This window comes from Bacteroidota bacterium, assembly GCA_016713925.1.
Lineage (GTDB): Bacteria > Bacteroidota > Bacteroidia > AKYH767-A > OLB10 > JAJTFW01.
Window position 1 is genome coordinate 202,451 of sequence record JADJOH010000007.1, and the last position, 15,445, is coordinate 217,895.

Below are 15,445 nucleotides of genomic sequence, written 5' to 3' on the forward strand. Positions count from 1 at the left end.
CTAAACCCTATGATAAGGAATGTCTACTTAACACTAGTGCTTTTATTTCTGACTACTGCCGGCGCTCTAGCGCAAACCGGTGCTATCAGAGGTAAAATTCTGGACAAAGCTACCAAGGAACCATTACCATTTGCCTCGGTAGTTGCAGAAATGAATGGAACCCAAGTTGGTGGTTCCCAGTCGGATTTTGAAGGAGAATACACCATCAAACCACTGCAACCGGGAAGTTACACCCTCAAAGTAACGTATGTTGGTTATACCGATCTGGTGATTACCGGAGTACTGGTTTCAAATGACAAGATTACCTTCCAGGATCTTTCAGTCGGTAAGAAAGTGACGGAAACCAAAGAGGTAGAAATTATTGCCTACAAAGTGCCTTTGATTGATAAAGGTAATACTTCAGTAGGTGCAACTCTTACCCGTGAGGAAATTGAAGCCGCTCCAACCCGGGATGTGCGTTCGGTGGCATCACAGGCTGCCGGGGTCTTTCAAAAAGATGACGGTGACGGAGTTAACGTTCGTGGATCGAGAAGTGAAGCTACCGATTACTATGTAGATGGTATTCGTATAAGAGGAAGTACTAATCTTCCTCAAGCCGGTGTAGAGCAGGTAACCACTATTGTTGGAGGTACGCCAGCACAATATGGTGATGCAACGGGTGGTATCATCAGTATTACCACCAGGGGTCCATCTAAGGATTTCTCCGGTGGTATAGAAGTAGTAACTTCAGAAGTGTTGGATCAATTTGGATATAATCTGGTTTCAGGTAATTTATCCGGTCCCATATTAAAGAAGAAGCTGGAGAATGGTGCTACGAAGTCGGTTCTCGGATTCTTTATAAGTGGTGAACTTCAGTTAGATAAAGATCCTGATCCCTCTGCGATCGGAATGTATCGGTTGAAAGATGCTGTATATAATGATATGAAGCAAAATCCGATTCGCCCCTATCAAACTGCGAATGGTTTCGGTTTCGATAATGCAGCAGCATTTTATACGAAAGATGATTTTGACAAAGTAGATAATAAGGATAATGTGGATCAGTTGGGCTATCGTTTCACAGCTAAACTTGATTTCCAACCGGTGGATAATACTACCTTTACATTAGGAGGTTCCTTTAACGTGAATGACCGTACCAGTTATGCTATTAACAGGGTGGCTTATAACTCAGAGGAAAATCCAAATATTAAGGATACGGATTATCGGATTTTTGCTCGTATTACGCAGCGAATTGCCTCTACTTATAAGTCTGAAGAGGGAGCAAATTCTTCTTCAGCATTTAGAAATGTATACTTCTCTTTCCAGGCAGAATACAATAAAAATCAGCAATTGAATCAGGACCCTGATCATAAGGATGATTTTTGGCGCTATGGATGGTTTGGACGTTTTCCAAATGCCCGTGTAAAAAGTTTTGTACCTACCAGTATCGATTCCCCAGGATTCCTGGTTGAAACACCTATTTATCTCGATAATTTCAGTTATGAGCCGGTTGGTGTAAATCCATTAAGTGAGGCTTATAATATCTCGGCTTATGATTTCCTTCAATCTGCTACCGGTTCTTCTACCTTTAATAATATTAATACTATTCGTGGTCCCGGTGGAATACGTAACGGTGATGGTGTGGCCAGTGTGATGGCTATTTGGGAAGCAATGGGTAATGGAAGAAATTTATATCAGAATTTCGATAATGATCAGTACCGTTTCACCTTGAGTGGTAATGCTGATATCAAAAAGCATGCTATTCAGGTTGGTTTTGAATTTGAACAACGTATCGATCGTGCTTACAGCCTTGGACCTCGTGGATTATGGACTCTGGGTCGTTTATTCGCCAATGACCTGAATAAATTGTTGCTCGTTGACCAAAGTAATCTGATCAGTTCTGATACGAACTTCGTGGATGGAACTGTAAGAAATGACTATGGAACCGGTTATGTTCCTGTTGTGGATGGAGACGGTAATATCGTTAACGGTTTCTATGAAAATTTACGTAGCGGACTTGGTGTTGCCAACAATCAATACGTGGATTTCGATGCACTTAGCCCGGAACAGCTTGACATCGGTATGTTTACTGCTGATGAACTTATCCTCAACAATGTAGTTGGTGGATATTACGGTTTCGATTATAAAGGAGATAAGTTCACCGGTACTACCACCTTTAAAGATTTCTTCACCAAGAAAGTAAACGGTGTATATACCCGTGAAATTGATGCTTTCCGTCCAACTTATCTGGCCGCTTATATTCAGGATAACTTCGCCATCGATAACCTGAACTTCAATATTGGTTTACGTGTGGATCGTTTCGATGCGAATCAAAAGCAATTGAAGGATCGTTATCTTTTGTTAGATGCCTATAATGTAGGAGACTTCCCTGTAGCCATTGCAGGAAAACCGGATAATATCGGAAATGACTTTATTCCTTATATCGCTAATGCAAATGATTTAACTTCAGTAATCGGTTATCGTGATGGTGATGTATGGTATGACGCAACAGGACAAATTGTAAGTAACCCTGATTTGATTGCCCAGAAATCTTCTTCCGGTCTTATCCTTCCTGCTAAAAAAGATGGTGCCGGAACTGTTGCAGGAGAAGATTGGAACGTAGATGCTGTTTTTAAGGATTACGAACCTCAAATCGTCGTAATGCCTCGTGTTGCATTTAGTTTCTCCATTACTGATCAGGCGCAGTTCTTTGCTCATTATGATGTATTGACGCAACGTCCTACTTCAAATCTCAGAAATGATCCGATGGAATATCTTTCATTGATCCGTAATCCTGATGGATTGATCAATAATGCCGGTTTATTACCTGAGCGGACTACTGATTATGAGGTTGGATTTAAGCAGGTAGTGAGTAAGAGTTCTGCATTTACGAATATAATGGTCCGATGTTATGGGGTAAGCCCTTCCTTCAGAATACAGGAGCGAATCTGGTATTCCGTACGAATTCCGGAACACCATATACCCGTCAGGCACGTGCCACCCGTGAGGGAGCAGCAATCGGCTGGCAGGATAATGGTCAGCGTGTTGTAGAAGGGGTGATCAACGGCGCACGTACACCATGGCAGTTCAGAATTGATGCACGAATTGAAAAGGACTTCAATCTGAAACTGAGCGAAAAGAAGAAAGCGACATTGAACGTATACTTATGGGTGCAGAATGTGCTGAATACACAAAATGTTACCGGTGTTTACCGTGCAACAGGAAATGCGCAGGATGATGGATTTATTAATTCACCTGACGGACAGCAGCTCGCAAGCGCTCAAACAGATCCACAGGCATTTGTTGATCAATATAACATTCGCATTCAGAATCCTGATAACTACAGTTTACCACGCAGAACAAGACTTGGTCTTCGTTTTGACTTCTAATCTGAACCACTACAAACTCGTAAAAAAACGCTATGAAAATATTTCGATATAAGATCACGCTAAGCCTTGTGCTTATGTTAGCGGGATCAGCAGCTACGTTTGCTAAGATGAACGTGGGTGCAAATCGTTTGGCTTCAGTACCCAATACCGGAGCAAAAACTGCCGCAGCCTGTCCTGTTACTCAAGCTCAGATTGACCTGGATGTGAATCAGGTCCGTGCCCGTGTACTGGTAGGTGGAGACTTATGGTGGGATCCATTCGGACAAACCCCCTATTATGAAGTGCCTATCGGTTCTAATAAAAACGCCCTTTACTCAGGCGCATTGTGGATCGGAGGTTTTGATCAAAGTAATCAGTTGCTCGTTGCAGCTCAAACCTATCGTCAGCAAGGTGCTAATGATTTCTGGGGAGGTCCAATATCCAGAGATAACGGTACCGGTGCCATCAGCATTACAGATGCACGATGTCTGGAGTTTGATAAGTTCTGGACTATCAAAAGAGAAGATGTAGAGAACTTCCTTGCCAATGGAGTAACTACACCGGATATTGAATCATGGCCGGGAAATGGTAATGTGGCTAATGGAGAACTTCCATTTTTGGCTCCTTATTTTGATGCCAATAATGATGGTACTTATAATCATGAAGACGGTGATTATCCCTATTTCAAATTAGATGGTGATTATCCTACTGATCCGAATACCAATGAAACAGTATGTAATGATTACATCTTCGGTGATGAGTCTATCTGGTGGGTATTTAATGACGTAGGTAACAGTAAAACGGAAACGAATAGTAATCCTATCGGTTTAGAGATCAGAGCACAGGCATTTGCATTCAATACCACAAATGATGTGAATTTCATGACCTTTTATAAATACCAGGTCATCAATAGATCCAGTAATGAATTGGATTCAACCTATTTTGGAGTATGGTGTGACCCGGATCTCGGGAATGCATCAGATGACTATGTGGGTTGTGATGTGGGATTGGGATTAGGTTATTGCTACAATGGTGACCCGGATGATGATGGTGGTGGTGGTTATGGATTAAATCCTCCTGCAGTCGGTATTGATTTCTTCCAGGGACCTTTAGCAGATTTGAATGATGGTGTCGATAACAATAAAGATGGTCGCGTGGATGAGCCCGGTGAGCAAATTACTATGTCTCGTTTTGTCTATTATGAAAACGTAAACAGCGTTCCGAATGGTAATCCGGCAGTAACGGATGATTATTATGAATACCTCAGCGGAAGCTGGTTGGATGGTGCGCCGATTACTTACGGCGGAAATGGAAAAGGAATAGGACCCGGTGCTACTACAACACCTTGCGAGTACATGTTCCCCGGAACTACAGACCCTAAATTCTCCACACCATGGACAATGGTAACTGCAGGAATTCAACCTACTGATATGCGTTGGTTACAATCTGCCGGTATTTTTACCTTACAGCCGGGAGCTGTTAACTACATTACAACAGGGGTAGTTTGGGGTCGTGCAACAGCAGGTGGTCCTTTAGCTTCCGTTGAAGTGATCAAACGCTCTGACGATTTAGCCCAACGATTATTTAATAACTGTTTCCAGGTTTTGGATGGTCCGGATGCTCCTGAAGTAGCGATTCGTGAAATGGATCAACAGGTTATTTTATCATTGGAAAATACAAGAAATGATAAAGTAGAGTTGTATTCACAGTTTGATAAAAATATACCCGGTGTTATAGCGGATCAGATCAATGATTCTACTATCGTATATGATACGTTGTCTATCGAAGAAAGAAGCTATAAGTTTCAAGGGTACAAAGTGTATCAGGTAAGTGATGAAAACGTTTCTATCTCTGATATCAGTGATCCTGCAAAGGCAAAATTGCTTGCACAAATTGATTTGGAAGATGACGTTACGAAATTGGTGAATTATTCCTTTGATAATAACCTGCAGGCCTTTATACCAACTCAGAAAACCGAGGATATAAATGCAGGGATTACTCATAATTTTATTATCAATCAGGATCAGTTTACTTTGAAGCCTTTGGCGAATTATAGTCCATACTACTTCATGGTAATTTCTTATGCAAGTAATAACTATAGAACATTTAATGCATTTGCCCCGGATCCTGTGCAAACACAGGCAGAACCTTATCTTCAAGGTCGTAAAAATGTTAAAATCTATTCAGCGATTCCGCATAAGCCTGTTGTAAACAACGGTGGAACTGTAATGAATGCCTCTTTTGGTGATGGATTTAAAATTAAACGTATTGAAGGAACCGGCAATGGTGGTAATGTATTGGATTTGACCAGCGAAACTGTAGCAGAGATATTAGGAAGTGTAGATAACAGAGCTGTGAATCCTGTTTATGAAGCAGGACTGGGTCCTATCGATGTAAGTATCTATGATCCTTTGAAAGTGAAAGGTGGTGGTTTCAGAGTGCGATTCAATGGCGTAGCAGATGATTCCAGATACTTCATTGAAAATAATCCTGCAGGAACCCTTATTGATAGCAGTTTGTTCACATTGAACAATCCTTATGAGCAACTGTTGGAGAACAATAAAATCGCTTTCAATATTTTCAAAATCACCGGTCAGGAACCCGGTGATGGATCCGATGAAAATGGTTTCCTTGAAGCTACTTTGACTTACTCCAATCCGGCTAAACCCTGGTTAACAGGTGTGGCTGATCTGGATGGTTCACCAACCAAAGATTGGATTCTATCCGGAACAGAATCAACGGATTTGGCTTCCGCCGGTATTCCTTTAGATCGCAATTCAATTTATGAAGGAGTATTGGAAGGAACATGGGCGCCATACAAAATGGTAGCACGTGCAGCTGTTGGAGCACCGAAGTTGAATTCTTCTATCGTGGATGTATTGTCAAAATGGACTTCATTAGCAAGTGTGGATGTGGTATTTACATCTGATAAAAATAAATGGACACGATGCTCTGTGGTTGAAACAGGTGAAGATACTATGCCGAACATCGGAGCTGCTAAAAAGTTTGATAAACGCAGATCTCCTTCCGTGGATAAGAATGGTGTTGCAGGTGATGGTGTAGTTTCCACTGATCCGAATGATGCAGACTTCGTTTCTGCAACAGGAATGGGTTGGTTCCCGGGTTATGCAATTAATGTAGAAACAGGAGAGCGATTGAATATTGCATTCGGTGAGAATTCATCATTAGTTGGAGAAAATAGCCAGGATATGATTTGGAATCCTACCTCTAACATCGGTACTGATGCAAATGGCAGATTAGCATTCGGTGGTATGCATTATATCTACATCTTCAATAAAAATGGAGTTCTCGCTACTGATATTCCGATTTATGATAACGGTGTGAGAGTAGATTCATTACTGAATACCTTAAATGCGGTTGCGCAACGGAATGTGTTCAAAGATTGTATCTGGACTTCATTACCATTGGCTCTTGGCGGAAATCCGCTGTTAGCTACTGACGCGAAAGTGCGATTACGAGTTGCGAAGAATTACAGAACATTTACTTCCAGCAATACCTCTCAGGTGAATGGAGGAAATCCATTGTATGAATTTGAAATTCCTCAATCATCAGTGGCCAGCACAGGTCAAACTGAAGCAGCTAAAGAAGCATTGGATCTGATTAGAGTTGTTCCAAATCCATATTATGCCTATTCGTCGTATGAAAAGACGCGTAAGGATCAGTTGGATAATAGAGTTCGCGTAACCAATCTGCCAAGCAAATGCACTGTATCAATTTATACGATCAATGGAACATTAATCCGTCAGTTTAAACGAGATTTCCAGAGTGATGTGTCGGATGGACTTGCAGTTGTGGAAGGTCAGGACTTTAATCAGGCGACAACGCTGGATTGGGATCTGAAAAATACTGCCGGTATTACCGTGGCTAGCGGCGTTTACATTATTCATGTGGATGCAGGTTATCTTGGTGAAAAAGTGGTAAAATGGTTCGGAGTTATGAGACCTATAGATCTTGATTCTTTCTGATTAGTTAATTGTTAAATAACAACCCTGAATTCGTATGAAAAAACTTCTAAATTATATATCAATTGTTAGTGTAGCTCTTGGATTGACGGGAGCACCTGCCTTCGCCGGTAATGAAGACCGTGCAGGTCAGGCCGGAGCGAATGAGCTGCTCATCAACCCATGGGCCCGAACGGCAGGTTGGGGTGGATGTAACATCGCTCTGGTTAGCGGGGTGGAAGCCTTAAGTTTAAATGTGGCCGGAATGGCGCATAATAAAGGCACCGAAGTTACTTTCGCTCAAACCGATTGGATGAAAGGTTCTGATATCAAAATTTCAGCCTTTGGTTTAGCACAAAAAGTAGGGGAGTCAGGATCACTTGGTCTTGCAGTTACCTCTATGAATTTCGGTGATATCGATCGTACTACTGAAGCTCAACCTGATGGTGGACTGGGTAAGTTTACCCCTCAGTTCCTTACTATCGCTTTCAGCTATGCGAAGAGTTTTAGCAATAGCATTTACGGAGGACTGAGTGTCCGTATGATTTCTGAGTCAATCAATGATGTGAAATCTCAGGGAATCGTGGTTGATGCCGGTATCCAGTATGTAACCGGATTTAACGAAGCAAAAGATGATCTGAAATTCGGGATTGCTCTTCGTAATGTAGGAACTCCAATGAAGTTTGATGGCGAAGGTCTTTCTTTTAGAAATGATAATGCTTCCAGCAATATCAGTGTCCTTCAACAACAGCGCGCAGAGCGTTTCGAAATGCCTTCATTGGTGGCGATTGGTGTATCTTATGATATTAAATTGAAAGAAGAACATCGTCTTACCCCTTCCTTATCATTCACAGCGAATTCATTTATCCGTGATCAGATCGGACTCGGAGTAGAATATGGATTCCGTCAGTTGTTTATGCTGCGTGCCGGTTATACTTTCGATAAGAAAGATAGAAATGCCATCGTTGATGATGAGATTTCTGCTTTGATCGGTCCAAGTGCCGGCGTGAGCGTGATGGTGCCCCTCGGAAAATCCGGAAAGACATTCGGAATTGATTATGGTTACCGTGCAACCGAAACATTTGATGGTACACATACCATCGGTGCACGATTTAATCTCTAATCCGTTCTTGAAAATTAACCGGAAGACCTCTCCTGTTCAGGGAGAGGTCTTCCGCATTATTATTATAACTAAGAAATTGTACTATGTCAAAAATCACATACCTCACCGAAGAAGGATTGAAGAAATTACAGGAAGAGTTGAGTCACCTGAAGTCGGTGGAACGTCCTAGTATTTCCCGTCAGATTGCTGAAGCAAGAGATAAAGGTGATTTATCGGAAAATGCAGAGTATGACGCGGCAAAAGATGCACAAGGACTCCTGGAATTGAAGATCTCAAAAATGGAAGAGCTGGTTGCAAGCGCACGACTCATTGATGAATCAAAACTGGATATCTCAAAAGTATCTGTGCTCTGTAAAGTGCGCATTAAGAACATCAGCAATAAGGCAGAAATGTCGTATATTCTAGTAGCAGAAAATGAGGCCGACCTGAAGTCCGGAAAAATTTCAGTTTCATCTCCCATTGGTAAAGGCTTGCTGGGAAAAAGAGTAGGTGAAGTAGCCGACATCCAAACTCCCGGCGGCATCATCAAATTTGAAGTGCTCGATATCGCCCTCTATCATTAGAGCTACAGTGGCAGTAAAAAATCCGCGATAATCATTTAAATCCGTGTAATCAGCGTTCCCTCTAAAATAGTATTTCAAAAAAAAATCTTCTTTATTCACTATGTCCACGCTCTTTACCCGCATCGTTAACGGAGAAATCCCCTGCCATAAAATTGCCGAGAACGAACATTTCCTCGCCTTCCTCGACATCATGCCCCTCGTGGAAGGTCATACGCTGGTCATTCCTAAACGGGAAGTGGATTATATTTTTGATTTAAACGATGACCTTTTCTCCGGACTCTGGCTTTTCGCAAAGTCTGTCGCCCCTGCCATCGAAAAAGCCATTCCCTGTAAACGGATAGGCATCGCCGTTATCGGCCTCGAAGTCCCTCATGCGCATATTCACCTCGTGCCGCTTAATTCAATTGGTGATATAAATTTTTCAAGACCAAAACTTACTCCGACACAATCCGAATTAGCAGCAACTGCTGATAAAATAATTTCTGTCTTACGATAAGTTCTTGGTCAATAAATTTTGTCTGGATCAAACAACTTTTGGCTACCGGCAATTCCGGCTACCAGCTACCGGATTCAGGCTGCTGCTCGAAAAAAAGTAAGGGGCTATCTGCTTGTTTGAAACAGCTTATGTTTGGTATAAATTTTTGTCTTTTTTAACAATACTTCTCAAAAAAAGCAAGCAGCAAGCAGCTACTTCTTTTCCCTGCCGGGATTTTCAGTTATAAAAGCTGCCCATCCCGAATAGGATTTGCCGGACTTTTTTGCCGCACCAACAATTTTTGTAGCTTTAGAAGTGGATTGCTCCAAAACGGTATTCGTTTGAAAATAATGGCATAATGCTACACCCACTGCATCCGTAGCATCCAGAAATTTTGGCGACTGCTCAAAGGCCAGTAAACGTTGCAACATCGCCGATACCTGCTCCTTGGAGGCCGCCCCCTTGCCCGTAATGGATTGTTTGATGAGTCGGGGAGAATACCCGTACACCGGGATCTGATGCGATAATGCCGCCGCCATAGCCACTCCTTGCGCCCTTCCCAATTTCAACATCGATTGTACATTTTTTCCGAAAAAGGGCTCTTCAATGGATAGTTCATCCGGGTGATGTCGCTCGATCAACTGCACCACGAATTGAAAAATATCTTTCAGCCGATCGAAATGAGAACTGCTTTTGTCAATTTTGAGAATGCCCGCAGAAATAAGTTTGAGCTTCGACCCGCTTACACTGATCACACCATAACCCATAACGAGCGTGCCGGGGTCAATACCTAAGATGATTCTCTCTTTCGCTTTCGTCACTGCTGCAAATGTGAGAGTTTTTTATGAAGTTCCCAGCAAACAATTCCCGCACAGACCGACACATTCAACGAGTGCTTGGTACCCTCTTGCCTGATCTCAATACTTCCATCGCAAAGATCAACCACCTCCTGACTCACGCCATCCATCTCATGCCCGAAAATAATGGCCGTGGCGGGTAATTGCGGAAGAAAATCCTCAAGCGAAATACTCTCCTGCACCTGCTCCAAAGCATAGACTTTTACCCCCTCATGCTGAAGCTTTTTTACAGCGGTAAGGGTGTCCGTCTCATACTCCCATGGAACAGAAGAGGTAGCACCAAGAGCCGTTTTTAAAACTTCCTTATGAGGCGGTTGTGCCGTAATGCCGCAGAGAATAATTTTCCCGATCCGGAAGGCATCCGCACTCCTGAAAACAGAGCCTACATTGAGGGCGCTGCGTACATTATCCAATATCAAAATAATTGGTAATTTCTTTATCTGTTGATAAGCAGTGAGGTCGGGGCGACCGAGTTCTTCGTTGGTTAGCTTCTGCACGCGAATGGGTATCTTAGCGCAAAGTTAAGTATAGCCGTGAAAGAAGAGACACCCCTCATGCAACAGTACAATAGCATCAAGGCGAAATATCCGGATGCGCTGTTATTATTTCGTGTGGGAGATTTTTACGAGACCTTTAGCGAAGATGCCATTAAAGCTTCTAAAGTGTTGGGCATTGTGCTTACCAAGCGAAGCAATGGTGCCGCTTCCGACATGGAGCTCGCGGGTTTCCCACATCATTCCCTCGATACCTATTTACCTAAACTGGTGCGTGCCGGCATGCGCGTAGCCATCTGTGATCAACTCGAAGATCCGAAAACAACAAAAAAAATTGTGAAGCGCGGAGTGACCGAAGTGGTAACGCCGGGTGTGACATTCAGTGATAAAATTCTGGATCATAAATCGAATAATTTCCTCGCTGCTTTTTATCCGGCATCAGAGTCGGGCAGTAAATCGGGTCTCGCTTTAGTAGATGCCAGCACCGGAGAGTTTTATGTAGCAGAGGGCAATAGTGATTATATCGATAAATTATTGCAGAGCTTTCAGCCCAGCGAAGTACTGGTGCCACGTAGCGCGAAAGCGAATTTCGAACAAAAGTATGGTCAGCGGTTTTATACCTATTCCCTCGATGACTGGGCCTTTCAGTTGTTGTTTGCCAGAGAAACATTATTGAAGCATTTTCAAACCATTTCTATGAAGGGATTTGGCGTTGAGGAGATGCAGGCAGGTGTAGTAGCAGCAGGAGCCGCCTTGTATTATCTGCAGCAAACACGTCAGGAAACACTCGTCCATATTTCCGCCCTCTCCCGTATGGAAGAAGATCGTTATGTATGGCTTGATCGTTTTACCATTCGGAATCTGGAGCTGGTGAATTCTCCCCATGAAAATGCCCGGACATTATTGAGCGTACTGGATTTTACGGTTTCACCGATGGGAGGGAGGATGTTACGCCGCTGGTTGTTGTTACCGCTGAAAGAAATTATTCCCATCAAAGAGCGACAGGATAACGTTGAGGTATTAACGAAAAGTGAAGAACTGTTGGAAAAACTCCAAGCTGATCTGAAAGGAGTAGGCGACCTCGAGCGCATCGCATCCCGAATTGCTATTCGTAAACTGGGCCCGCGGGAAGCCATGCAGTTGAAGCGATCTCTCCTCTTGCTGGCTCCCATGAAGGAACAACTGGAAAAGATCAGCCATCCCGGATTAAAAGCCATCGCCGGTCGTTTACATTCCTGCGAAGAATTATTGAATAAATTAACGATGGCTTTGTCTGATGATCCTCCTGCTTTACTAAACAAAGGAGGAACATTCCGGAAAGGCTATCATGCCGCATTGGATGAGCTAAAGGAACTGGCCTTTGAAGGAAAAGATTATCTCCTGAAAATTCAACGCGAAGAGAGTGAAAAAACAGGCATCACCTCACTGAAGATTGCTTTTAATAATGTCTTTGGTTATTATATTGAAGTCACCAATGTGCATAAAAACAAAGTGCCGGCCTCCTGGGTGCGCAAACAAACGCTGACCAATGCAGAGCGGTATATTACAGAAGAACTGAAGCAATACGAAGAGAAAATTCTGGGTGCTGAAGAAAAGATTCAGAAGATTGAAGAAACACTTTACGCGGAATTGCTGGAATATATGTCTACGTACATTCTTTTGTTACAGCAGAATGCTTCGGAGATGGCCCGCCTCGATTGCCTCTGCAGTTTTGCCTCAGTGGCGATGAAGTACGGCTATGTTAAACCCACATTAGATGAATCGCTGATTCTGAATATCCGGAATGGCCGCCATCCGGTTTTAGAGCAACAGCTACCTCTCGGCGAAAGCTATATTCCCAATGATGTCTACTTAGACAATGAGCAACAGCAGATCATCATCATCACCGGTCCGAACATGGCGGGAAAGTCTGCCATACTCCGCCAAACAGCGTTGATCGTCCTGATGGCACAAACGGGTTGCTTTGTCCCGGCACAGGAAGCGACCATTGGCATGGTAGATAAAATATTTACCAGGGTAGGGGCTTCCGATAATTTATCGCAGGGAGAATCTACCTTCATGGTGGAGATGAATGAAACGGCGAGTATTCTGCACAACATCACTAACAGGAGTCTGGTATTGTTGGATGAAATCGGGCGAGGCACCAGTACGTACGATGGCATCTCCATCGCCTGGGCCATTGCCGAATTCATTCACGATCATCCTACAGCGAAAGCCAAAACGCTTTTCGCCACACATTACCATGAACTCAACGAAATGGCAGAGAGCTTTGGAAGAATTAAAAACTTCAGCATCGCCATTCACGAAAGCGGCAACAAAATACTATTCCTGCGTAAGCTCATTCCAGGTGGCAGTGAACATAGTTTCGGAATCCATGTAGCGCAAATGGCCGGAATGCCGAGCAAAGTCCTGAAGCGGGCACAGCAGATGCTCGAAACTCTCGAAAAAGCCCATGGCCTCAATGAAATTGTAAAATCCAGCGATGCAAAGGCCAAAAAGGACGAGTTGCAATTGAGTTTCTTCCAGTTAGATGATCCGGTTTTGGAGCAAATCCGTGATGAAATCCTCCAAACTGATATAAATACACTCACTCCCGTCGAGGCGCTAATGAAATTAAATGAAATTAAGAAGTTGATTTCGAGAGAGAAAGTGAATTTAAACGCCTGAGAATTTGAAATATAGGCCTATTAAGTTGTATTTTTGCAACCCATTGCGAAAGTAGCTCAGTTGGTAGAGCACGACCTTGCCAAGGTCGGGGTCGCGAGTTCGAATCTCGTCTTTCGCTCCAAAACAAAAGCCTCCATTGCAGGAGGCTTTTTTGTTTATGAGAATTCAAAGTTTGAGTTGATACCATATCTTAGTTCAATTCAAAAAACTATTACTTTTGCACCTCCAATTCTTATTGAAAACTAAGGATTTGATTTTTTGGAAATAACCGCCCGGGTGGTGGAATTGGTAGACACGCAGGACTTAAAATCCTGTGGCCTTACAGCTGTACGGGTTCGACTCCCGTCCCGGGTACAAAACAGAGCGAAGAAACTGAGCGAGAGCGATGTTTCAGCTCTGTTTTTCCTGCTCACTCGTACTCTTTCCTCGCTCTTAAATAGAATCTTACTATAAATCCTTTTTCAAACTAATAATACCATGTTTCTATATCAAGTCCTTTGGTCTACGAAAAGTTCCAATATTCCAGTCCTAAAAACTCCCTCGTACTGTTGCTTCTTCTCGCTTCGTCCCGTTTTCTCAATTCAAAAAAATCTTCTAACCTTAAAAACCGAGAGCGAGTAACAGAGCGAAGAAACAGTGGGTTAAATCAAGTCCTGAAGGCGACGAAAAGTTCCAATCATCCAATGAGTTAGCTGAAAAAAACCGTTCCCATTTCTATTATACTCTATCTTTGCTCTTAAATAGTATCTTGCCATAAACCCTTTTTCAAACCAATCATCTTATGTTCCCATTCCAAAATCTTGAAGTCTACAAGAAATCCAAATTATTCCATCTTCATTGTAAGGAGATTATCCTTACCCGAAAACTCGATTCCTACGTCAGGGACCAGCTAGGGCGTGCATCATTCAGTGTTCCATTGAACATCGCCGAAGGCTCCGGAAAATTCTCAAACGCCGATCGACGCAATTATTATGTGACGGCACGTGGCTCGGTGCTGGAGTGTGTTGCAGTTGCTGATATTCTTTGTGATATAGGAATACTGAATCAGGATGAGTTTGTAACTATCTACAATCAGGCGGATGAATTGTCCAGGATGTTGTTTGCGATGATTAAAAAATTATCTTGAAAAAGAAAATCACACTGCTCACTCGCACTCTAACTTCGCTCTTAAATAGTATATTACTAAAAATTCCTTTTCAAACAAAAAAACATCATGTTTCTAAATCAAGTCCTGAAAGCAACCAATAGTATCAATCATCCAGTCCATAAAACTACCCCGCATTGTTCCTGCTTCTCGTTGCGTCCCGTTTTCTCAACTCAAAAAAATCTTCTAACCTTATAAACCGAGAGCGAGTAACAGAGCGGAGAAACAGTGGGTTAAATCAAGTCCTGAAGGCTACCAAAAGTTCCAATATTCCAATCCTAAAAACTACCTCTTACTGTTCCTTCCTCTCGTTGCGTCCCGTTTTCTCAATAAAAAGAATCTTCTAAACTTAAAAATCGAGAGCGAGTAACAGAGCGGAGAAACAGGTTGTTAAATCATATGCTAAAGTATTGTTACTTACCATAAACCCCTTTTCAAACCCAAATCTTATGTTCCCATTCCAAAATCTTGAAGTTTACAAGAAATCCAAATTATTCCATCTTCATTGTAAGGAGATCATCCTTACCCGCAAACTCGATTCCTACGTCAGAGACCAGCTAGGGCGCGCATCATTCAGTGTTCCATTGAACATCGCCGAAGGCTCCGGAAAATTCTCAAATGCCGATCGGCGCAATTATTATGTGACTGCACGTGGTTCGGTCCTGGAGTGTGTTGCGGTTGCTGATATTCTTTGTGACACCGCAGTTCTGAATCATGATGAATTTGTTTCCATCTACAATCAGGCAGATGAATTGTCCAGGATGTTGTTTGCGATGATCAAAAAATTATCTTGAAAAAGAAAATCACACTTCCTAC

Annotated in this window: 10 protein-coding genes and 2 tRNA genes; 10 read left to right on the forward strand and 2 right to left on the reverse strand. The window is 42.7% G+C overall.

All coding sequences use genetic code 11. The features are described 5' to 3' along the window. Nucleotides 1-9 precede the first annotated feature (9 nt). The 5 genes from IPJ86_08930 (at nucleotide 10) to IPJ86_08950 (ending at nucleotide 9,488) form a co-directional block, all read left to right on the forward strand. Nucleotides 10-3,027 (forward strand): TonB-dependent receptor, encoded by a 3,018-nt coding sequence (locus tag IPJ86_08930; protein MBK7887410.1) that lies wholly within the window; start codon nucleotides 10-12, stop codon nucleotides 3,025-3,027. 370 nt (nucleotides 3,028-3,397) lie between these two features. Then, nucleotides 3,398-7,330: a hypothetical protein gene (locus IPJ86_08935; GenBank protein ID MBK7887411.1), complete on the forward strand. Its 3,933-nt coding sequence runs from the start codon at nucleotides 3,398-3,400 to the stop codon at nucleotides 7,328-7,330. A 34-nt stretch (nucleotides 7,331-7,364) separates the two neighbouring features. Beyond that, a complete protein-coding gene (locus IPJ86_08940) occupies nucleotides 7,365-8,429 on the forward strand; it encodes a PorV/PorQ family protein (GenBank protein ID MBK7887412.1) in 1,065 nt (354 codons plus the stop codon). 83 nt (nucleotides 8,430-8,512) lie between these two features. After that, nucleotides 8,513-8,992, forward strand: a complete 480-nt coding sequence (gene greA / locus IPJ86_08945; protein ID MBK7887413.1) for a transcription elongation factor GreA — start codon at nucleotides 8,513-8,515, stop codon at nucleotides 8,990-8,992. A 100-nt stretch (nucleotides 8,993-9,092) separates the two neighbouring features. Further along, nucleotides 9,093-9,488 carry an HIT family protein gene (locus IPJ86_08950; protein MBK7887414.1) on the forward strand — a complete coding sequence of 132 codons (396 nt, stop codon included), beginning with the start codon at nucleotides 9,093-9,095 and terminating at the stop codon, nucleotides 9,486-9,488. A gap of 191 nt (nucleotides 9,489-9,679) precedes the next feature. On the opposite strand, the gene ruvC is transcribed toward IPJ86_08950, so the two are convergent. Then, nucleotides 9,680-10,234: a crossover junction endodeoxyribonuclease RuvC gene (gene ruvC / locus IPJ86_08955; GenBank protein ID MBK7887415.1), complete on the reverse strand. Its 555-nt coding sequence runs from the start codon at nucleotides 10,232-10,234 to the stop codon at nucleotides 9,680-9,682. A 50-nt stretch (nucleotides 10,235-10,284) separates the two neighbouring features. Beyond that, a complete protein-coding gene (locus IPJ86_08960) occupies nucleotides 10,285-10,821 on the reverse strand; it encodes an RNA methyltransferase (GenBank protein ID MBK7887416.1) in 537 nt (178 codons plus the stop codon). Nucleotides 10,822-10,878: 57 nt separating this feature from the next. Between IPJ86_08960 and mutS the strand changes: the two genes are divergently transcribed. From mutS to IPJ86_08985, 5 genes are all read left to right on the forward strand, one after another. After that, complete coding sequence (gene mutS / locus IPJ86_08965) at nucleotides 10,879-13,485, forward strand: DNA mismatch repair protein MutS (protein ID MBK7887417.1); 2,607 nt, start codon at nucleotides 10,879-10,881, stop codon at nucleotides 13,483-13,485. Nucleotides 13,486-13,530: 45 nt separating this feature from the next. Then, nucleotides 13,531-13,606: transfer RNA gene (locus IPJ86_08970), tRNA-Gly, on the forward strand. A 149-nt stretch (nucleotides 13,607-13,755) separates the two neighbouring features. Beyond that, nucleotides 13,756-13,839, forward strand: a tRNA-Leu gene (locus IPJ86_08975). A 427-nt stretch (nucleotides 13,840-14,266) separates the two neighbouring features. Then, nucleotides 14,267-14,611, forward strand: coding sequence for a four helix bundle protein (locus tag IPJ86_08980; GenBank protein MBK7887418.1), 345 nt, complete (start codon nucleotides 14,267-14,269; stop codon nucleotides 14,609-14,611). A gap of 467 nt (nucleotides 14,612-15,078) precedes the next feature. After that, on the forward strand, nucleotides 15,079-15,423 hold the full coding sequence (locus IPJ86_08985; GenBank protein MBK7887419.1) for a four helix bundle protein: 345 nt from the start codon (nucleotides 15,079-15,081) through the stop codon (nucleotides 15,421-15,423). Nucleotides 15,424-15,445: the final 22 nt, after the last annotated feature.

Coding starts and splice junctions, on each gene's coding strand:
- IPJ86_08950 (MBK7887414.1), top strand. CDS start 9,093: ATGTCCACGCTCTTTACCCGCATCGTTAACGGAGAAATCCCCTGCCAT.
- mutS (MBK7887417.1), top strand. CDS start 10,879: ATGCAACAGTACAATAGCATCAAGGCGAAATATCCGGATGCGCTGTTA.
- IPJ86_08940 (MBK7887412.1), top strand. CDS start 7,365: ATGAAAAAACTTCTAAATTATATATCAATTGTTAGTGTAGCTCTTGGA.
- greA (MBK7887413.1), top strand. CDS start 8,513: ATGTCAAAAATCACATACCTCACCGAAGAAGGATTGAAGAAATTACAG.
- IPJ86_08985 (MBK7887419.1), top strand. CDS start 15,079: ATGTTCCCATTCCAAAATCTTGAAGTTTACAAGAAATCCAAATTATTC.
- IPJ86_08930 (MBK7887410.1), top strand. CDS start 10: ATGATAAGGAATGTCTACTTAACACTAGTGCTTTTATTTCTGACTACT.
- IPJ86_08980 (MBK7887418.1), top strand. CDS start 14,267: ATGTTCCCATTCCAAAATCTTGAAGTCTACAAGAAATCCAAATTATTC.
- IPJ86_08935 (MBK7887411.1), top strand. CDS start 3,398: ATGAAAATATTTCGATATAAGATCACGCTAAGCCTTGTGCTTATGTTA.
- ruvC (MBK7887415.1), bottom strand. CDS start 10,234: ATGGGTTATGGTGTGATCAGTGTAAGCGGGTCGAAGCTCAAACTTATT.